Annotated in this window: 21 protein-coding genes; 1 reads left to right on the top strand and 20 read right to left on the bottom strand. The window is 39.8% G+C overall.

The window, feature by feature from the left end; all coding sequences use genetic code 11:
• Positions 1–4: 4 nt before the first annotated feature.
• The 17 genes from Q0K96_RS08605 to recR all read right to left on the bottom strand — a co-directional run bounded on the left by Q0K96_RS08605 (position 5) and on the right by recR (position 17,064).
• Positions 5–1,300, bottom strand: a complete 1,296-nt coding sequence (locus tag Q0K96_RS08605) for a hypothetical protein (RefSeq protein ID WP_297333596.1) — start codon at positions 1,298–1,300, stop codon at positions 5–7.
• 11 nt (positions 1,301–1,311) lie between these two features.
• Positions 1,312–2,472: a glycosyltransferase family 4 protein gene (locus tag Q0K96_RS08600; RefSeq protein WP_297333595.1), complete on the bottom strand. Its 1,161-nt coding sequence runs from the start codon at positions 2,470–2,472 to the stop codon at positions 1,312–1,314.
• Between the two features lie 4 nt (positions 2,473–2,476).
• Positions 2,477–3,334: a UDP-N-acetylmuramate dehydrogenase gene (gene murB / locus Q0K96_RS08595; protein WP_297333594.1), complete on the bottom strand. Its 858-nt coding sequence runs from the start codon at positions 3,332–3,334 to the stop codon at positions 2,477–2,479.
• Between the two features lie 14 nt (positions 3,335–3,348).
• A complete protein-coding gene (locus Q0K96_RS08590; RefSeq protein WP_297333593.1) occupies positions 3,349–4,209 on the bottom strand; it encodes a sulfotransferase in 861 nt (286 codons plus the stop codon).
• 4 nt (positions 4,210–4,213) lie between these two features.
• Complete coding sequence (locus tag Q0K96_RS08585) at positions 4,214–4,726, bottom strand: serine acetyltransferase (RefSeq protein WP_297333592.1); 513 nt, start codon at positions 4,724–4,726, stop codon at positions 4,214–4,216.
• Positions 4,727–4,733: 7 nt separating this feature from the next.
• Positions 4,734–5,963 carry a UDP-N-acetylglucosamine 1-carboxyvinyltransferase gene (locus Q0K96_RS08580; protein ID WP_297333591.1) on the bottom strand — a complete coding sequence of 410 codons (1,230 nt, stop codon included), beginning with the start codon at positions 5,961–5,963 and terminating at the stop codon, positions 4,734–4,736.
• A 4-nt stretch (positions 5,964–5,967) separates the two neighbouring features.
• The gene (locus tag Q0K96_RS08575) at positions 5,968–7,413 is read right to left on the bottom strand and encodes a lipopolysaccharide biosynthesis protein (protein ID WP_297333590.1); all 1,446 of its coding nucleotides are present in this window, start codon (positions 7,411–7,413) and stop codon (positions 5,968–5,970) included.
• Between the two features lie 2 nt (positions 7,414–7,415).
• The gene (locus Q0K96_RS08570; protein ID WP_297333589.1) at positions 7,416–8,675 is read right to left on the bottom strand and encodes a GTP-binding protein; all 1,260 of its coding nucleotides are present in this window, start codon (positions 8,673–8,675) and stop codon (positions 7,416–7,418) included.
• Between the two features lie 49 nt (positions 8,676–8,724).
• Entirely contained in the window at positions 8,725–9,630 is a 906-nt protein-coding gene (gene cysD, locus Q0K96_RS08565; protein ID WP_297333588.1) for a sulfate adenylyltransferase subunit CysD, read from the bottom strand.
• Between the two features lie 4 nt (positions 9,631–9,634).
• Complete coding sequence (gene cysC, locus Q0K96_RS08560) at positions 9,635–10,228, bottom strand: adenylyl-sulfate kinase (protein WP_297333587.1); 594 nt, start codon at positions 10,226–10,228, stop codon at positions 9,635–9,637.
• Complete coding sequence (locus tag Q0K96_RS08555; protein WP_297333586.1) at positions 10,218–10,652, bottom strand: DUF2061 domain-containing protein; 435 nt, start codon at positions 10,650–10,652, stop codon at positions 10,218–10,220. The genes cysC and Q0K96_RS08555 overlap by 11 nt, the downstream gene beginning before the upstream one ends.
• Positions 10,649–11,443, bottom strand: coding sequence for a 3'(2'),5'-bisphosphate nucleotidase CysQ (cysQ, locus tag Q0K96_RS08550; protein ID WP_297333585.1), 795 nt, complete (start codon positions 11,441–11,443; stop codon positions 10,649–10,651). The genes Q0K96_RS08555 and cysQ overlap by 4 nt, the downstream gene beginning before the upstream one ends.
• Positions 11,444–11,457: 14 nt before the next feature.
• A complete protein-coding gene (locus Q0K96_RS08545) occupies positions 11,458–12,465 on the bottom strand; it encodes an NAD-dependent epimerase (protein WP_297333584.1) in 1,008 nt (335 codons plus the stop codon).
• Positions 12,466–12,497: 32 nt separating this feature from the next.
• The gene (locus tag Q0K96_RS08540; protein ID WP_297333583.1) at positions 12,498–13,889 is read right to left on the bottom strand and encodes a UDP-glucose 6-dehydrogenase; all 1,392 of its coding nucleotides are present in this window, start codon (positions 13,887–13,889) and stop codon (positions 12,498–12,500) included.
• Between the two features lie 19 nt (positions 13,890–13,908).
• Positions 13,909–15,180 carry a nucleotide sugar dehydrogenase gene (locus tag Q0K96_RS08535; RefSeq protein WP_297333582.1) on the bottom strand — a complete coding sequence of 424 codons (1,272 nt, stop codon included), beginning with the start codon at positions 15,178–15,180 and terminating at the stop codon, positions 13,909–13,911.
• A gap of 28 nt (positions 15,181–15,208) precedes the next feature.
• Complete coding sequence (locus tag Q0K96_RS08530; RefSeq protein ID WP_297333581.1) at positions 15,209–16,192, bottom strand: SDR family oxidoreductase; 984 nt, start codon at positions 16,190–16,192, stop codon at positions 15,209–15,211.
• A gap of 251 nt (positions 16,193–16,443) precedes the next feature.
• Complete coding sequence (gene recR / locus Q0K96_RS08525) at positions 16,444–17,064, bottom strand: recombination mediator RecR (RefSeq protein WP_297333580.1); 621 nt, start codon at positions 17,062–17,064, stop codon at positions 16,444–16,446.
• A 111-nt stretch (positions 17,065–17,175) separates the two neighbouring features.
• Between recR and Q0K96_RS08520 the strand changes: the two genes are divergently transcribed.
• Positions 17,176–18,681, top strand: coding sequence for a sodium:solute symporter (locus Q0K96_RS08520; protein WP_297333579.1), 1,506 nt, complete (start codon positions 17,176–17,178; stop codon positions 18,679–18,681).
• Here the strand turns inward: Q0K96_RS08520 and Q0K96_RS08515 are convergent.
• The 3 genes from Q0K96_RS08515 to Q0K96_RS08505 form a co-directional block, all read right to left on the bottom strand.
• Positions 18,665–19,024: a CoA-binding protein gene (locus Q0K96_RS08515; RefSeq protein WP_297333578.1), complete on the bottom strand. Its 360-nt coding sequence runs from the start codon at positions 19,022–19,024 to the stop codon at positions 18,665–18,667. The two genes, Q0K96_RS08520 and Q0K96_RS08515, sit on opposite strands and share 17 nt — an antisense overlap.
• Positions 19,025–19,101: 77 nt before the next feature.
• Positions 19,102–20,202 carry a carboxypeptidase-like regulatory domain-containing protein gene (locus Q0K96_RS08510; protein WP_297333577.1) on the bottom strand — a complete coding sequence of 367 codons (1,101 nt, stop codon included), beginning with the start codon at positions 20,200–20,202 and terminating at the stop codon, positions 19,102–19,104.
• A 62-nt stretch (positions 20,203–20,264) separates the two neighbouring features.
• Positions 20,265–20,717, bottom strand: a complete 453-nt coding sequence (locus tag Q0K96_RS08505) for a hypothetical protein (RefSeq protein ID WP_297333576.1) — start codon at positions 20,715–20,717, stop codon at positions 20,265–20,267.
• Between the last annotated feature and the right edge of the window lie 166 nt (positions 20,718–20,883).

Genomic DNA, 20,883 nt, shown 5'->3' with positions numbered 1-20,883 from the left:
TGATTTAAAGAAATTGCCCTATAAACTCCCGTATTGATACATTTAATGAATCGGCAAACCAGCCTATAAACGGTAAGCCGAGAACAAATATGCTTGTGCGTATTAAAAAGTCTGCAATAAAATATACAATCTTAGGAACAAATATTAATATGCAAATCCACTTTAACAGGTTTATAAATCGGGGGTTGAGTTTACTATAATCATACCCGCCCCTTATTGCCATCATGCAGGCTGCCGCTAAAATATATATTACTGCATTACCCATTGTACGGCTATAAAAAGCATAAGAGAACGATGCAAAATTGGCAAACGTAGCCAGGAAGAGGCCCGCAGTAAAAATAACAGCTTCGGCATTTGTCATTTTAGACCTGAAAAAGCCACCTATAATTATAAAAAGCGCAAAGGCATGCCCACCATAATATACAGCATCTGTTTTACCATACCTGGTATACCATACAGAGCTTTCTTTTTCCCTTCTCTCCATAATTGGGTCTATAGCCTCACCATACTGGTTTTGCCTGTAATAAGAATGGATTTTTTTATCTGCCAGAGAACTTTCCCCTGCCAGTTTTTCGGTTATACTGCCACTCAATGTTATAAAGAAAGAAGAAAAGTACAGACCTATCATAAATATTGTAGGGATGCGCTTTGCAAAAAGGGACAGCAAAACAGGCAACGCAATTATAAAATAGGCAAAGTGTATAAGCGGTGTAGCAAGTATCAGTAATATATATTTTCGTTCTTTAGTTTGTGCATAGCCCAAAACGCCGTTAAACATTATCCACATACCCGTCCATGTACGAACAGTCTGGAAACTGGTAACACTTCTGTGTATTATAAACAGTAGTATTATAAACAGTACTGAAAGAGCAATTTTTTTATTCTTGTCCCAAACAAGTATTTTAGAAAGTGCATTAGCATAAAAATAGCCGTATATACCTGCAACTACCGGAAAAAATAAAAACTTTACACCTAATATACTGCTTATTATAAATGAAAGAAAATGTACGTATACGTCATTTGGAGAACCCGCGAGCGGGTCTAATTCGATTATGTGCTTTAACCAGAGTAAAAAGGTTGATAACGACATGCCTTCATATAAATCGAGCATCTCCATATAAACAGCAGCATCGGCTTCTTCACCATACTGCATTAATGAACCGTAAATTATAAAGAACAACACAATAAGGACCTTCTTGTTATCCCATGACAAGTACTTAAGGCCCGAAAAAAGGCCTATAAGCGGTGAAAAAAATAACAGGATTATTGATAATCCTTTTGCCTGTCTTTCCTGTATCAATCCTTAAACTTTTATTTACCCAATATAAATTTAAATATATATTGTAAATTTTTGGTAATTAAACTTATACGCGGCTTCCTGTTTTGCGTAGCATACTTATAAACCGCGTTATATTTTGGCAGGATAGATTCTGTTCCAAAAAAATCTTTAAATATAGTAAGGGTTTCACTCTGTGCCTGCGCATACTTTTCCTTACTTTCTATAAGTTCTTCTATATTACTGATATTATTAGACAATGAATAATCGTCTGCCATGTTACGTTCAGAAAAATTGGTATTTAAATAATTCTGAAAGTTATTGTTGTTTACCAGCATAGGGTAATCTGCATTCTGAACGGGTGTGAGCGATGGTATGCCCAATGATGTTGCCTCCATAAAGCTGCGCCCTGTACCTACAACAAAATCAGCAAGGTACAAAAAGTCTGAACCTTTAACAGCCCTTTCATCAGTTATATAGGTTACCGGCACATTTTTCTCCTCTCCAGCCTTTACCAGCTTTTCAAACCTTTCTTTATCCTGAATCCTGCCAATAACAACTAATTCAACAGGATATTTCTCTGAAAGCTTTGCAACCAGGTTAAAAGTATCCAGAAGTGTCTTCTCATAAGCGCCGCCAAGCCTGCTGATGCGTACAAAGGTAATTTTATCGTGCTTTTTTTGCTCCTTTCTTAATGCATTATCTATGAATTCAAGTTTTTGAACCCTGTTAGGTATTAAAAAGATATCTTCTTTATTATAATTAGGGTTTTTAGTGAACCAGTCCTGATTTTCAGGGCTGAAAACAACTATACTGTCAGCATGCTGATAATTAGACTTTAAAGGATTTTTACCTCCGCATTTGTTAAGCACTATTGGTACATTAAACAAAGACGGAACCAGCAAAATCCTGTTTAGCGACTGCGAGTCAAAACAATGGATTATATCAGGATTAAACTCATCTGCTACTTTTTTTAGCTCACTTTTAACTTTAAGCAAACCGGATAATGATTTAGCTGCTGTTATGTGCCCGCCAAAGTGCTTGTTCTGTGCTAAAACAGGACTGGTAGCACTGCCAAAAGTTAAAACTTTGGTAGTATGCTCTTTCGCAACTTCATTGCAAACCTGGTTAAGTGAGTTATAATGCCCCCCAACACCATTACCTCCGTCATTAGATGCTAAAAAAAGTATATTCATATTATTATATTATTCGTTGCTCTATTTCAAGGTCAACGTTAAAACGCTCTTTTACTTTTTGCTGCACGTGCTTTATAATGCCAATAATATCCTGTCCGGTAGCGTTATCTACATTAACTATAAAACCACCATGTTTTTTAGATACCTCTGCTCCGCCAACCCTGTAGCCTTTAAGCTGTAGTTCATCTATCATAGGCCCTACATAATGCCCGGGTGGCCTTTTAAATACACTGCCCGCGTTAGGAAACTCTTTGGGTTGCTTTGCCCATCTTGCTTCCTTTACGGTTTCCATTTTATTTTTAATTTCTTCCGCATTGCCCGGTTGTAGCCCAAGCCATGCCTTTAGCACTATTTTGCCGCCTTCTTTCTGAAATATACTGTTCCTGTACTGGTAGCCAATATCATCTTTCAGTATTTCTTTAACGGTCATATCTTTTAAGTCAAGATATCTTACCTTTAAAAGTATGTCTTTAATCTCTTCGCCGCTGGCTCCTGCATTCATTACAACAGCCCCTCCGATAGAACTTGGTATATCAAAAAATATTTCGGCACCGCTTAACGACTTTTCCAATGCAAATTCGCTTAACTGCAATGTACTTGCTCCGGCCTCGCAGGTAATAACCCCCGGCTCTTCAAGAAGTACAGATGAGTAAGTTTCACCTACAATTATAAAATCCTGCTCATAATAATCACTTGCCAGTATAATATTGTAGCCACCGCCTATAATAATTTTACCCTCCTCTCCATTCTTAAAAATCTCAATAAAATCATCTTCGTTTTCAGGAAAATAGGCAGTACGGCATTTAGCCTTAATGCGATAGCTGTTATAATTGGTAAGATCAAAATTGTGTTCTGTCCTCACGATAGTGGTTATTTTTAGTTTTGATTAATTTTTGCGTGAAAATCCTTTTTTACTTTATCAAAAAAAGCAATATCATTTTTCAGTTCCTGCTCAAGCTTAGCCTGCATATCATCATCAATTTTTGGCGGCCTCATTTCTTTCCTGAACATGTTAAGTATCCGCCTGGAAACACGTATAAGCCCAAGCTTATGCAATGCAGCAGAAATAAGGACTACTGTATGGTTTGTAGGTATTTTGGCAGGATTGCGCCTTAAAACCTCATAATTAAGCTCTTTAAGGTCGTTAACTTTATCAGCACCTAAAAATTCTAAAACTATATTTATTGATGGCAGGGTGTTTTTTACAAGCGAATCAAAATCAAGTATAAGAAGGTTTTGCAACGGCATCAGCTTTGTAATTTCTTCAAACTGCTGGTGGTATCTGCTGCGCTCTAGATATGAGTAATGCTTAAAATGGTGGTATGATTTTTTTATGAGTTTAGGCTCCATTTTAATGGCATCTTCAAATTTCCTGTACTCGCGCCCCATGCTGTACTGGTGCCAGTAAAGCGAATAAGAACGGTCTATCGGATGCCTTAGTACAAAAATAAGTTTAGTATCAGGATTGTGCTCTAATATGCGTTTAACACTACCGGGATTAAAATTACAGTCGGCAGATGTTTGCCCAATAATTTTGCCCTGCTCCTTGTCTTTCATAACACCGTTAAACAGGCTCATGTACCACTCTTTACCACGGGGGTAGATACGGTCATCATCAAAATAAGCATGATCCATATTCCGGTCTATGATCTTAACCTGCGGATGGTTTTCTAAAAGATTATGAAGAAAGGTAGTGCCGCTCTTCATAGCGCCTCCTAATATAAAATCTGGTACCATAATACTATATTGTTTTTGCCGGGATACCCACAGCTGTTGAGTTATCTGGAACGTCTTTAAGCACAAGGCTAAAAGCGCCTATCTTTGCATTTTCGCCAATGGTAATGCCTCCTATTATTTGCGCGGCACTGTATATTTTTACATTCTTTTTAATATGAGGATAGGCTTTTTCTACTGCACCTTTACTACCCAGGGTAACATTTTGCCATATCATTACATTATCCTCTACTACAGAGCCAACCCCTATAACGATACCTGTTGGGTGCGGAAAGCTTATCTTTTTACCGATAACCGCATCATACGAAATATCACAGGCATACTTTGTTAACTGCCTTTTTTTGAGATACAGTATTAGTATGTTGTTTATAATATTACGCCTGCGTGCAAGGTAATAACCCAGCCTGTAATTAAGCGTGAGCCTGAAGGATACATTAAACAAAAATGTAAGCATTTTTCGCGGAACGCTTTTAGCTCCGCAATGCTCTAAGTCCTTATTTATAGTGCCTAAGAGTCCCAAAATACAATTATTTTAAGTTCTCCAATTTCTGGGCAAGGTTTTCATAGCCCCTGTATATTTGCCAGTCGTCTTCAATTGTTATCTGCTCATCAGATGTCATTCCTGCAAGCAGTAGAGCAATACCCGCCCTTAAATCAAGAGCCCTTACAGTACCGCCTTTAATAGGGTTGCCACCGTCTATAACAAGCATGTCTCCCTCCACACGGGAGTTTACACCCAGTTTATTAAGTTCTTCTGCATAAGCATACCTGCCCGGGAAGCGTAAATCAACAATTTTTGTTTCTCCTTTGCTCATCGCTCCGTAAACAGCAAAAAGCGGCTGCATATCAGAGTTAATACCCGGATAAGGGCCTGTACTTATCTCTACAGGGTATGGTGTCCCGCCTTTAACAATAAGGCTTGTGGTGCCCCTGTAGAACTTCATACCGCTTTCCCTTAGGTATACCAAAGGTACTTCAAGGTGCTCATACGGGAAGTTTTCTATTTCAACCTCGCCATTTGTAATAACAGAGCCTATTGCCCATGTTAGCGCTTCCATATTATCAGGTATAACAGCATGCTTAACGCCTGTTAGCTGCTCCACACCTTCTATCTCGATACATTTTTGACCATAAACATTTATCTTGGCTCCCATTTTACCAAGCATGTTAATAAGATCCATAATTTCAGGCCTTATGTGCGGGTTATAAAGAACTGTTTTACCCTCGGCAAGTGATGCGGCTATTATGGTATTTTCTGTAGCGCCTGTGCTGCGAAGCGGCAAGTGGATTTCGTTACCCTTAAGCCTGCCTGTTTTAGCTTTTGCACAAAGGTAATCACCCTCTTCCCAAACTTCAGCGCCAAGCCTTTCAAGCAGCATTACGTGCAGGTCATACTTTCTTTCACCAAGCTTACAGCCACCCGGCAATGGCACTTTCCCCTCACCGTATCTTGCGGTAAGTGCACCAAGTATTAACAGCGTGTTGCGGATAGACCTTTCGTCCCAAACAAGCTGTGTTTTTATTTTTTCATCGCCAACACTTATTGAAACCGTGTCGGCAACAGATGTTACATTTTTGCCTAACGCTTCCAGCATCCTCAGGTGTATTTCTACATCAAGCAGACCATTAGGGAAATTGTTAAGAAACACTGTTTCTTCAGTTAACAAAGAGGCTGCAAGAAGACGCAGCGAACTGTTCTTTGCGCCACTTACTTTTACAAGTCCGTTTAATCGTGTTTTAGATATAGATAATGCCATAATATTAGCGTTTTAATTTTAAAATTTTCTTCTTTACCATGTTATAGCCTTCTATAACCATGGCAAAACTTTCATGCTTTATGATTTTTAAATATGCAAGGTCAAATATTATAAATAATCCTGCTAAAATCCATGAGTCTACATAATCATTTACAAAATGGTAAAGTACTACAAACACCGCCAGCATAACATTTGGTACAATTATTCCCTGCAGTTGTTTATAAAAGCTTAAATGTAAAGATCTGTAAACAACATAAGTATATACAAAAAACACTATAGTGTTTGCCACCACTACAGCTATTGCAAACTCTACTATACCAAACAAAGAGCCCATAAGTATAGGCGTTAGCCTTAAAAGCCTTTGTGCAAGCCCCATTTTAAACTTTAGCCTTGAATAACCTTTGGCCAGTACCGCCTGCGCCATAATACCTATATGCGGGCTTGTTAACGTGGAAAACAGTAATATCTGGAAAAAAATAATACTCGGTGCCCATTTTTCTCCCAGCAAACCAATAATAATTTTATCTGAAAGCAGGTAAATTGGTGCTACAAGCAAGGCAATTAAGCCCGTTACTGTATTGAATGCTTTAAAATAAGCACGCCCAAATGCTTCCATATTTTGCTGTAAAGCACTAAATGCAGGAAACATAACCTTGCGAAGGCTGGTACTCGTATAGGTATCTATCTGAGCTTTTAATGATTCGGCACGCGAATAAAAACCCAAAGTAGCGGTAGAAAATGCCTTACCAATAAATATAGTATCTATCTTGTTGAATATCTGCCTTAAAACCTGGTCAAAAAACACATAACTGGAATACCCAAGCAGTGCCTTGACTTCTTTAAATGAAAATTCAAGCTTTGGCCTCCAGCCTGTAGCATACCATAATAAAAAGGTTGACATTACCGCTGCTGTTATTTGCTGTACAACAAGGCTGTAAACCCCAAAATCCATAAATGCCGCAGCAACACCCACTATACCACCTGCCACAGTAGCAAAAATATTTCGCAGCGTTAAACTGCGAAAATCCATTTTTTTAGTTAATATAGTCGACTGTATCCTGCCAAGCGCCGCAATGGGCGGTATAAATGCAAGGTAAAATAATACCGAACCAACCATTGGTTCTTCATAAAAATTTGCAATATAAGGAGCAAGCAGCATTATGAGTAACGAGAGTAATATGCTTATCCCAAGATTTACATAAAAAATTGAGGAGTACGCTATATCTTTTACATCGCGCTGTTGTATAAGTCCGCTCGTAAAACCAATATCAATAAATACTTCAGTTATACTTATAAAAACTAAAGACATACCAATAACACCAAATTCTTCGGGAGAAAGAAGCCTCGCCAGTATTATTGATATAATCAAAGAGGCAAATTGCCTGAAAAAACTTCCCGCTAAATCCCAAACAAGGGCTACTTTGGTTTTATTTGCTACTTCTTTGCTCATAATTACCCGACAACCATGCCGGCAGCTACAGTTTCATTGGTACCCTCATCAATTAAAATAATACTGCCTGTGTAACGGTTATCCCTGTAAGGATCGATCATAATATTTTGGGCAGCCCTTATTTTGATACGGGCAATATCATTCATGTTAAGGTTCTTATCTTCAGAGTTACGCTCGTAGGTATTAATATCTATTTTATAAACAACCTCTTTTATAATGGCGCGCTGCTCGTTAGATGTGTGCATTAACGTATATTTAGCCCCCGGCCTTGCAGGCTGGTTGTTTAGCCAGCACATCATTACGTCAAACTCCTGCAGCATTTCCGGCTGATTGTTTTTCTTAACAATCATATTACCCCTGCTGATATCTATATCATCCTCCAGCGTCATGGCTATCGACATTGGCGCGTAAGCCTCTTCAATTTCCTTTTCCCCTGAGTTTATTGATTTTATTTTTGATGTAAATCCTGAAGGCAGTACTACCACCTCATCGCCCACGCGGTATATACCGCTGCTAATCCTGCCTGCATAGCCCCTGTAGTCTATAAAGCCATCGCGCTGAGGCCTTATAACAGTTTGCACTGCAAAACGGGCATCTATTTTATTTATATCGCTGCTTATATGCAGGGTTTCAAGCTCATGCAGTAAAGGTGAACCCTGATACCACGCCATTGCCTCTGAACGGTTAACAACATTATCGCCCAGTAATGCACTTATTGGTATAAAACGTACATCCTGTACATCAAGCTTAGAAGAAAACTCTTCAAACTGTACTACAATATCATTGTAAGCCTGCTCTTTAAAATCTACAAGGTCCATCTTGTTTACACACACAATAAGGTGAGGTATCTGTAAAAGAGAGGCAATAAAAGCGTGCCTCTTGGTTTGCTCTATAACCCCGTGCCTTGCATCTATAAGTATAATTGCGGCATTGGCTGTAGAGGCTCCCGTAACCATGTTGCGGGTATATTGTATATGCCCAGGGGTATCGGCTATAATAAACTTTCTTTTAGGGGTAGTAAAATACCTGTAAGCAACATCTATGGTTATACCCTGCTCCCTTTCGTCCCTGAGACCGTCTGTAAACAAGGCAAGGTCTACGGTTTCCATGCCTTTGCGCTTGCTTGTGGCTTCTATAGCCTGAAGCTGGTCTTCAAAAATAGATTTAGAATCATATAATAAACGGCCTATAAGGGTACTTTTTCCGTCATCTACACTTCCGGCCGTGGTAAATCGTAATAATTGATTGTTGTTTATCTGCATTTTGCTGTGCTTTAATGTTTAGGCTAATACTTTTTCTAAAAAGGGGATATTAAAAATAACCTTCCCTCTTCCTGTCTTCCATAGATGATTCAGAGCGCTTGTCGTCAGAGCGGTTGCCCCTTTCGGTATGCCTCATGGTAGCAACTTCATCTACAATTTTCTCCAGTGTATCAGCGTCAGATTCTATACCACCGGTAATGGTTATATCGCCCAGTGTCCTGAAGCGTATCCTTTTCGTAATGATTTCTTCCCTGCCGTCAAGTTTCAGGAATTCAGATTTTGGTATCCATGAATCGTTACGCCAAACTACTTCCCTGTCATGTGCAAAATATAATGACGGGATAGCAATGTTTTCGCGCTTAATGTAGTTCCACACGTCCATTTCGGTCCAGTTGCTTATCGGGAAGGCACGGAAGTGCTCTCCCTGAAAATGCTTACCATTAAGCAGGTTCCAAAGCTCAGGCCTTTGGTTTTTCGGGTCCCATTGCCCAAATTCGTCCCTGTGCGAGAAGAACCTTTCTTTAGCGCGTGCTTTCTCTTCATCCCTGCGTCCTCCGCCAATAGCACAATCAATTTTATTGCTTTCTATAGCATCAAGCAGTGCCGTAATCTGGAGCACGTTGCGGCTTGCATTTTTGCCACGCTCTTCCATTACCCTGCCTTTGTCTATAGCTTCCTGTACAGAACCAACTAAAAGTTTAACACCAAGCTCTTTTACCAGGTTATCCCTGAACTCCATTGTTTCAGGAAAGTTATGGCCGGTATCTACATGCAAAAGTGCAAATGGTATTTTGGCCGGGTAAAAGGCTTTTTTTGCCAGATGGGTAACAACTATAGAATCTTTACCACCCGAAAAAAGGATTACGGGGTTTTGAAATTGTGCCCATACCTCCCTCAGGATATATATGGCTTCAGATTCCAATTCATCTAAATAATTTAGATAGTATTTACTCATAACTTTAAAGTTCTAATTTGTGCTTTACAAAAGTAATTACTTTTTGTATTGCTGTTTCTATACTTTCTTTCTCAGTTTCAATCAGTACATCAGGGTTTGCAGGCTTTTCATAAGGTGCATCTATCCCTGTAAAGTGCTTTATTTCTCCGGCCCTAGCTTTTTTATAAAGGCCTTTTACATCTCGGCGTTCGCATTCCTGCAGGCTGGTATCTACAAAAACCTCTATAAAATTCTCTGTCCCTACAATGTCTTTAACTAAATCCCTGTCTTTTTGCAGTGGCGATACAAACGCCCCTATTGTTACAAGCCCGGCATCTGTAAAAAGCTTGGCAATCTCTGCAATACGCCTCAGGTTCTCATAACGGCTTTCCTCATCAAAGCCAAGGCCTTTGCTTATCCCGAAACGGATATTATCGCCATCAAGCGTATAGGTTTGTATGCCGGTTTTAAAAAGCTCTTCCTCTACCCGGTTGGCAATAGTAGATTTACCGGAACCCGAAAGCCCTGTAAACCATATAACAAAAGAGCGGTGTCCGTTCTTTTTGTTCCGCTTTTGCCTGCAAATGCTGTAATCCTGTGCTACAATGTTATTGCTCATCTTTATTACGTTGGGGTAAACCGAAATTTATTCTGTACCATACACGTTCGTGCAGATAATATAAAGCTATTTTTGTTATTACTTCTGTAAGCCCTACCTTCATACCTATAACCGGGCTGCCTGATATTAACCATGCCAGCAGCATGGTATCCATTGTCCCGAAAAACCGCCATGTAACGGCTTTTACCAAATGCCTTTTCCTGCTTTCGAGTAACTTTCCGTTCTTGCTAAGGTTAACCCTGAACCAGATACGCTCGTGCAGGTAGTACAGCACCATTTTTGTAAGAACTTCGGCAAGGCCAACTTTTAGTCCTATCATTGGGTCGCCAGATATTATCCAGGCGAGCAACATAGTATCTATAGTGCCCAGTATGCGCCAGGTAACCGCTTTTGCTATATGCCGCTTATGCGAGTTACCACTCATACAGAAACGAGGAAATACGGGTTTAACAGATTTTCCCTGTTATAAACCATTTCCTGTTTTGTGTCATTATTAATTACCGAAAGCCCTACTGCCCTGCATATTGCATGGCCTGCAGCCGTATCCCACTCCATCGTGGGGGCAAAACGCGGATAAACATCGGCGTTGCCTTCTGCCACAAGGCAAAATTTAAGCGAGCTTCCTTTAGAAACTATATCAATTTCTTTATCTGTACCTTTTTTAAGGCTTTCTATAAAAGCTTCCGTTTCCTCACTCATGTGAGAGCGGCTGCCCACAACACGAAGCTTTTGTTTGTCTTCCGCCGGCTTTATTTCTGTAGCCGAACCCAGTATATCCTCAATACCTGCATTTTCATCTGTAACTACAAATTTAAATGCTTTGTTTTGGGTAGTATCGGCATAGTAAAGCGTGTTGAGTGCCGGTACATAAATAACCCCAAACTGTGGCACGCCATTAGTTACCAATGCTATATTTACAGTAAATTCATCGTTCTTTTTAATGAATTCTTTTGTACCGTCAAGCGGATCTACTATCCAGCAGGTTTCCCAGTTTTTACGTTCAGAGTAAGGCAGGAGCTTGTTCTCTTCGCTTATAACCGGTATATCGGTTTGAGACAGATATTGCATAATAACAGCATTTGCAGCACTGTCAGCCTCTGTTAGCGGAGATTTGTCTTCTTTATATTCTATGCTAAAGTCTTTAGTGTAAATCTGCATTATAGCCTTACCTCCTTCAATGGCGGCAGTTATTGCTGTTTTATATATCTGCTTCATTTATTTGTTTTAAATTATATGTTATAGTACTGCCTGTACCACTCAACAAAATTCTTTACTCCTGTGCTTATAGGGGTAGCAGGCTTGTAATCAAAATCTTTTTCAAGCCCTGATGTGTCTGCCCATGTTTTTTCAACATCTCCCGGCTGCATTGGCAGGTAATCTTTTACGGCTTCTTTGCCTGTAACTTTTTCTATTTCAGATATAAAATCCATCAGCTTTACAGGCTGGCTGTTACCTATGTTATACAACTGGTATAGCGGAGCGCCCTGTACATCTTTAAGCAAGGTTGCCACAACACCCTCTACTATATCATCTATATAAGTAAAGTCACGCGAAAGGTTTCCGTTGTTAAATACTTTAATGGGCTTATTATTAAATATCGCATCTGTAAACAGGAACATTGCCATATCGGGCCTGCCCCACGGGCCATATACTGTAAAGAACCTTAGCCCTATGGTGTGTATTCCGAATAAATGGCTGTATGTATGCGCCATTAGCTCGTTACTCTTTTTGGTAGCGGCATAAAGGCTTACCGGGTTATCTACACTGTCTTCGGTAGAAAAAGGTATCTTTTCATTAAGTCCGTAAACGCTTGAGCTACTGGCATAAACCAGCCTCTTCACGTTATAGTTACGGCATGCTTCGAGTATATTAATGAAACCTGTAATGTTACTGTCTATATAGGCAAAAGGGTTTTCTATACTATAACGTACCCCGGCCTGTGCGGCAAGGTTGCAAACCGAATCAAACTTTTCGGCTTCAAAAAGGTTAAATAAAGCCTCTTTATCTTCAAGATTAAGCTTTATAAATTTAAGCCTGCTACCATGCAGCGCGCTTTCTGTAACGGCATTATAATCTGTAGAAGTAATGCCAAGTTCTTTTAAGCGGGCATATTTAAGGTTAACATCATAATAATCGTTAATACTGTCCAACCCCACAATGGTGTGGCCCAGTGAAAGTAAGCTGTTGCAAAGATGAAACCCTATAAAGCCTGCGGCACCGGTAACAAGTATTTTCATATGCTATATTTAACAGTTAAACCAATACAGCATTATTTACCAATTTCCTGGTATATAAAGCCTATTTCGTTCATTTTTTTACTATCAAGCAAGTTCCTGCCATCAAAAACAAAGGCAGGCTTTTTCATATTTTCGTATATCTTTTGCCAGTCGTAGTTTTTAAACTCATCCCATTCTGTAAGTACCGCAATAGCATGGGCATCATTACAGGCCTCATAAGGATCTGTAAAGGTTTTTACACCCTTCTGATTATCCTCTGCACTTCTTGAGCCTAAATAGTTAAGGTCTGCATAAATAGTATCATCCTCAACTTTAGGGTCGTAAACAGCAATCTCTGCCTGCTCGTTCAGCAAGTCGTTGGCAACATAAATTGCGGCTGACTCCCGTGTATCGTTAGTATCTTTTTTGAAAGCCCAGCCCAAAAACGCGATCTTTTTACCTGACACTGTATTGTAAAGTGTTTTTACAATATTAGCAGCAAAACGCCTTTTTTGGTGGTCATTCATTATGATAACCTGCTCCCAGTAATCGGCAACTTCAGTAAGCCCGTATGATTTGGCAATATAAACCAGGTTAAGAATATCTTTCTGGAAGCAAGAACCACCAAAACCAACTGATGCCTTAAGGAATTTTGGCCCTATACGCGAATCCATACCTATAGCTTTAGCTACTTCGGTAACATCTGCTCCTGTTTTTTCACAAAGTTCTGACATTGCGTTTATAGAAGAAACACGCTGTGCCAAAAATGCATTTGCTGTTAGCTTACTAAGCTCTGAAGACCAAACGTTGGTAGTAAGTATTTTTTCTCTGGGTATCCAGTTGGCATATATATCAACAAGTGCCTGTATAGCTTTTTGTCCGTCTTCATCAGTATCACCGCCTATTAGTACCCTGTCCGGGTGTAAAAGATCTTCTACTGCTGTGCCTTCCGCTAAAAATTCAGGGTTGCTCAGTATCTCAAACTTAACACCATTACCTGTATTCTCCAGTATATTTTTAATAGCCTGTGCCGTTCTTACCGGCAGGGTAGATTTTTCTACCACAATTTTATCGCTCTTTGCCACGGCGGCTATCTGCCTTGCGCAAAGCTCAATATATTTTAAATCTGCTGCCTGGCCTTTGCCTAAACCATACGTTTTGGTAGGGGTGTTTACCGATATAAATATCATTTCGGCTTCCTCGATAGCCTTTTCAACTTCTGTCGAAAAGAAAAGGTTCCTGCCACGGGCAGAGGCTACAACATCTGCAAGCCCCGGCTCATATACCGGCAGGTTATCAAGGTTTTCATCATTCCAGTCGGCAATACGCTGCTTGTTAAGGTCTACAATAGTTACCTTAATGTTAGGGCATTTATGGGCAATAACAGCCATTGTTGGCCCCCCCACATATCCTGCACCTATACAGCAAATATTTTTTATCTTCATTTAATATTCCTTTCTAAAATTATAGTTTTCCGTCGGCCTTGTCTCCAAGTATGCCTTTTACATCATAAACTACACTCTTATCTTTTTTAACTGCAGAAAAATCCATTTCTGTAAATTCTTTATGTGCCACACCAAGCACTATGGCATCAAATTTCTGTTGTGGCATTTCTTTAACTGTAGTAAGGCCATATTCGTGCATAACCTCTTCAGGGCTTGCCCACGGATCAAAAATGGTTACTTTTATACCATAGTCTTTCAGCGATTTTATTACATCTACAATCTTGGTGTTTCTTACATCAGGGCAGTTTTCCTTAAATGTTATACCAAGCATCAGTACATCAGAGCCGTTAACGATAACATCCTTTTTAATCATAAGCTTAACTACCTGGCTGGCCACATATTCGCCCATACTGTCGTTAAGCCTTCTGCCTGCCAATATAATTTCGGGGTGGTAGCCAACTTCCTGCGCCTTTTGTGCAAGGTAGTAAGGATCTACCCCTATACAATGGCCACCAACAAGACCCGGCTTAAACGGAAGGAAGTTCCATTTTGTACCTGCAGCTTCCAGTACCGCATGGGTATCTATGTTCATGCAGTTGAATATTTTGCTTAGTTCGTTAACAAACGCTATGTTGATGTCCCTTTGTGAGTTTTCTATAACCTTTGCAGCCTCGGCAACCTTAATGGTCGGGGCAAGATGGGTACCTGCCTTTATTACCGATTTATACAGATCATCTACTTTTTTACCAACTTCGGGTGTAGAGCCTGCGGTTACTTTAAGTATCTTCTCTACAGTATGCTCTTTATCGCCCGGGTTTATCCTTTCCGGTGAGTAGCCTGCAAAAAAATCTTCATTAAACTTAAGCCCGCTTACACGCTCCAGTACCGGTACACATTCTTCTTCTGTAACTCCCGGATAAACTGTAGATTCGTATATTACAATATCGCCTTTTTTAAGCACCTTGCCTACTGTCTCGCTGGATTTGTACAGAGGGGTAAGGTCTGGCCTGTTATTTTTATCTACAGGTGTAGGAACTGTAACTACATAATAATCACAGTCTTTTATATCATCAAGGTTTGTAGAGCAGTAAAGCCCTTTGCCGTTGCCGGGGGCAGATACTAAAACAGACTGAAGCAATTCGTTTTCAACTTCAAGTGTACTGTCTACACCTGAGTTAAGCTCTTTTACCCTGGATTGATTGATATCAAATCCTACAACAGGATATTGGGTTGCAAACAGCCTTGCAAGCGGCAATCCTACATATCCTAATCCAATTACAGCAATTTTCATATATATTGTGCGGTTAGTTTGTTTGTTTTTATTTAAGGTTTTCCCAGTACCATTTTACTGCCTGCTGCAAGCCCTGCTGTAACGAAAACTGCGGGTTGTAGTTTAAAAGGCTCTTTGCCTTATCTATACTTGCAAGTGAGTGTGGTATATCTCCTACCCTGTTTGGCCCGTGCACCACATCTACATTTGCAATGGCAGGGTCAAATTCAGCAAGGTATTGCTTCAGGTACCCTATAAGGTCGTTTAGTGTGGTACGGTCTCCGTAGGCAGTATTGTAAACTGTGTTTACAGCCGCAGGATTTTGTGTAGTCATAGCCAGTTCGTTCATCTGCACCACATTGTCTATATAAGTAAAGTCGCGCGAGTAATTACCATCGCCGTTAATTACAGGGCTTTCATGCTTCATAAACTGCATTACAAACTTTGGTATAACAGCAGCATAAGCACCATTAGGATCCTGCCTGCGGCCAAACACGTTGAAATACCTTAACCCGATGGTTTCTATACCATAGGTTTTGCTGAATACATCAGCATAAAGCTCGTTTACATATTTGGTAACTGCATAAGGAGAAAGCGGCCTGCCTATTTTATCCTCAACTTTAGGAAGTGCTTCCGAGTCGCCATAAGTAGAAGAGCTTGCCGCATAAACAAAACGCTTAACGCCTGCATCACGCGCTGCAAGCAGCATGTTTACAAAACCACTCACATTTACATCGTTACTGGTAGCAGGGTCTTTTATGGAGCGGGGTACAGAGCCAAGCGCTGCCTGGTGAAGTATATAATCGGCACCTTCAACAGCCCTTTCACAGTCTGCAAGATTTCGAATATCGCCTTCAATAAGTGTAAAGTCAGGATTAGATAAATGATGTTCAATATTTTTTCTGTGCCCTGTTGCAAAATTATCAAGCACTGTTACACGATAATTCTTATTTAAGAAGTAATCACACAGGTTAGAGCCTATAAAACCTGCACCGCCGGTTATGAGAATTTTTTTGTGCAAAGAACTTTCCATCAAAATATCGTTAATTTTTTTAACATTTATCCCTTAATCAAGTTGCAAATATAGGCACTTATACATTAACATAATATTATTTGTACCTGCAATGTTAAGAATTTACAATAATTCAACAATAACAGTAACTTTTTAAATATTCAAAAGAAAATTCTTCATAGCACTCTTACAATCATCAAAGCTTAAACTATTTATTTATTGATAGTTAAGCAAAAAATATTGTAGGTTTTATCTCAATACTTAAATTATTGCTAAATATTTCTTAAAGAATTTTCAAAGGGCACCCGTTGCACAATACTGCGCCCCAAGGTTACCTCATCAGCAAACTCAAGTTCGTCGCCAATGGCTATCCCTCTTGCTATTGCAGATGTAACAATTCCTGAATCTTTTATCTGCTTATAAATATAAAAATTGGTTGTATCACCCTCCATTGTAGAGCTAAGCGCAAATATAAGTTCCTTTACCCCTCCTGCCCTTACCTTCTCTACAAGCGGAGCTATTGTTAGCTGGCTAGGGCCAATACCGTCTATAGGTGAAATTTTGCCCCCAAGCACATGGTATAGCCCCCTGAAAAGCCCTGTATTCTCTATTGCCATTACATCACGCACATCTTCCACCACACAAATAAGGGAGCTGTCTCGGCGTGGGTTGGCACATATTTCGCAAACTTCACTGTCTGATATGTTATGGCATTTAGTGCAATACCTGATATCTTCACGCAGCTTTTTTATAGCATCGGCAAGGTGCAGTGCCTGCTCTTCGGGTTGCTTTAGCAAATGAAGCGCAAGCCTTAAAGCGGTGCGCCTGCCAATGCCAGGTAGCTGCGATATTTCTGCAACGGCTTTTTCAAGTAATTTAGAAGACATTTCCATACCTGCAAAGGTAATAAACAGGTTACACTTTTATGCAAGCTGCAAACAATAGCAATGGTTGTGGTTGCAGGTTTTAAAAATTTTAGTTGCTTTGTAGTAAACTACAACACTATGCAGCCGGTAACCATACTTGCCATTATAATTGTTTATTTCGGATTACTGATAACCATATCGCGCCTTGTGAGCCGAAAAGACAGCAGCAACGATGCTTTTTTTAAAGCCAATAAAAATTCTAAATGGTATCTGGTTGCCTTCGGGATGATAGGCACGGCGCTGTCCGGGGTTACGTTTATATCTGTACCCGGCGAGGTAGGCTCACCCAATGGTGAACAATTTAAGTATTTCCAGTTTGTGCTGGGTAATGCCATAGGCTTTATCATCATAGCAAAAGTGTTGCTGCCACTTTATTACCGCATGAACCTGACGTCTATATACGGCTACATAGAAGAAAGGCTTGGTTATTACAGTTACAAAACAGCCGCAATGATATTCCTGATAAGCCGTACCATTGGCTCTGCCTTCAGGCTTTACCTTGTGGTTATTGTACTGCAAAAATATGTGTTCGATGCTTTTGAGGTACCCTTTTGGGTTACTGTAATGATATCGCTATTGCTGATATTTGCCTATACTTATAAAGGAGGGTTGAAAACCATTATTATTACTGACACACTACAAACCTTTTTTATAGTATCATCGGTATTTTTTACCATATATTTTATATGCGAAAGCCTTAGCCTTAGCATACCTGAAGCTTTTGAAACAGTTAAGGAAAGTAATTACTCTAAAATATTTTTCTTTGAAGATTTTATTAGCAGCCGCTTCCATTTTATAAAGCAGATTATCGGGGGTATTTTTGTAACCATTGCCATGGTGGGGCTGGACCAGGACCTGATGCAAAAAAACCTAAGCTGCAAGAATATTGGCGAGGCACAAAAAAATATGTTTTCTTTTACAGCAATTTTTGTAGTGATAAACCTTTTCTTTTTAGGCGTTGGCGCACTGCTTTACATTTATGCTGATAAATTTGGCGTACCCATACCAAAAGGCCCTATGGGTAACCCGCGTACCGACCTTCTTTTTCCTGAAATAGCATTTAACCACCTTACCCTTATACCCTGCATAGTTTTTCTGCTGGGGCTTACTGCGGCAACCTTTGCCACTACCGACTCTGCGCTTACTGCATTAACCACTTCTTTTTGTGTGGACTTTTTAGGAATGGATAAAAAGCAGGAAAAAAAAGCCAACAGCTTTGTGCGCACCCGCCATTTGGTACATATTTCTTTTTCGTTACTGATGTTCCTGGTGATTATTATATTCAATGTAATTAACAACGACTCGGTAGTCAGTATGATATTCAGGGTGGCATCATATACTTATGGCCCGTTGTTGGGACTTTACAGCTTTGGGCTGCTGCTTAAAAACCGTGCCGTGCACGACAGGCTGGTGCCGGTAGTATGCCTTGCAGCGCCACTGCTTACACTGTTGCTCAGCATGAACTCTTCTGCACTGTTCGGCAGTTATGTATTTGATGTGGAACTGATAGTAGTTAATGGTGCTATTACCTTTTTACTGTTATTAGCTATAAGCAAAAAGCCTGCACTTAGTACTGGTTTGTAGAAAGCATAACCAGCGTACAGCCTACATCAACCATAATTCCGTTATTTTGCAGCAGAGCATAAAGCTCAGGGTTCTCGGTACCGGGGTTAAAAACCACACGCTTGGGCTTAAGCCCGATTATATAGTCGTAATACGGCTTCTGGTTCATAGGGTTAAGGTACAGTGTTACGGTATCTACACCATCAAAAGGCACATGCCCCTTTTCTATTTTAATACCGTCAAGATTATCTTCTTTTTTACCGAGTGCAACCACAGGATGCCCGTAGCGGCTCAGCATTTTAATAGCTTTATAAGAATACCGGGTAGGCTCTGTAGAAGCTCCCATTACTAAGGTCTTTTTCATATCAGGAATATTTTACATAAAAATAATGAAATTACCTGTTAATGCATACCGTTTTAGGTTTGCCCTAACATTTTAGGCTATGGGTAGGTATAATCAGCGGGAAGCATATCGCCCGCTTTCCTTTCAGCCATATCGCCGCTAAAGCGCACTTCATGAATCGGATAGTAATAACCGTTAGCCGCTATGTAAAATTCACCTGTATCAAATGAAAGGCATGAATGTTCTTTATTATATACAAGCGTAAGGCGTGTTGCATTAACTCTCTGGCGGTGCTTTTCCTGTTTTTGTGCAAGCGTTTGCACATTATCTCCTCCAAGGTTAATGTTAAGCAAGCGGGTGTTTTTTTCTTCCGGCCTCAGTGTTACCTTTTTTACACCCAGTGTATCGGTGACAGTAAAAAATGCAGCAGGATTTACTTTGTGCCTTGCATTATAAAAATCAAATCCCTGCTTAGTTAATTCTCCTGCGGCAAAGCTCCGCATAAAGTGCCTTACAGAACCCAGGTAGGCTTCTTTTCTTTTATCATAAGCCGAGTTGTTCTGTGAAATATCTGTAAAGAACGTAGTACCCGTAAAATAGATACCCCGCTGCCCTTTAGATGCTAATGTTTTTTGATTGTATTTAATTACAAACTCCTGCAAATCGAAAACAAGGTGATATTCAAGATAGCTGTTCTTTATCTGTAAGGGTTTGCGTGCATAAGCTGTAAGCGTGTTAACTTTTTCATCGTAAAAGAAGCTGATATCATCTTCATTTAGAATAACACACGATCTTCCTGCTTTGGTTTCGCCGATAAAAGCCTGATAAAATGCTTTCATCATATCTTTACGGTTAAAGGGGCTTTTGCCTGCATTGATAACCACTTCGCCAAGGTTTATGGCATCAGGGCGCATTAAAAGTTTTACAGGTTCGCCATACTGGAACGGGTTAGGCAGCCTGAAGTTACGGAAGCCGATATAGCTAACAATAAGGTCAGCGGGAAGTGGTTGTGCCACAGTCATGCTAAAATAGCCTTCCGCATCGGTAGTGGCAGAATAGGTTGTACCGTCAAGGTAAACAAAGGCTCCTTCCAGCGGCAGGTCTTCGGCCTCATCATATACGTAACCGGAAACTGTTTGTGCCTGATGGCTGCACCAGAAAAACAGGAAGAAAACAAGTAGTAATTTAGCAAAATTCATATTGCTAATATAGCATAGTTTCATAAAAAGAGCGGCAAAAAGCCGCTCCTCTTACTTAACACTTAATTACCATTTTCAACGTTTATACCTACGGACAGGACATTTGGCACATATTCGTCCTGATAGGAATTTGTAACTGTTATAAGATATTTACCGGCAGGCATCTTTATGCCTTCTTTTATTCCCATGGTAAGACTGCATATATCACCTTCACATTCCGACATTCCTGCATCTTCGCCAAAAGGCAGGTTTACAGAAACATTTTCTTGATTACCGTCAGGAAACTCTATAGCAACCTGTATGGGCAGGTTTGCATAATTCGGGTCCGGTGTATGCGAAAAGTGCAGTGTAACATCTGCAGATTCTATATCTTTCTTTACATTAAAATTAAAAGATTTTGTATCGTTCTTTTCCCAGCGGTTACTCTCAAAATCATTAAAGGTTTTTTTAAAAACTACAGTTTTATCACATGAAAACAGTATAAGCAGTGGCAACAGGAGTAAAACTTTTTTCATAAGCACTATATTAAAAGATTAGTAAATTTATATGTTTAAAAATTTAACTTCACACCTGTAATTATCCACCATCGTAAAACCCTTGATAACAAATTTACGTAAATTTTTAACATAAATTTTATTAAGTATAAAATTTATTTCTAAAAAAAAAGCCCCGGCATTATGC

The sequence above is a fragment of the Flavobacterium sp. genome, from assembly GCF_024305175.1.
Taxonomy (GTDB): Bacteria; Bacteroidota; Bacteroidia; order Flavobacteriales; family Flavobacteriaceae; genus Flavobacterium.
The sequence above is the reverse complement of the archived record's forward strand: the minus strand, read 5'-3'. Positions and strand labels throughout refer to the sequence as shown.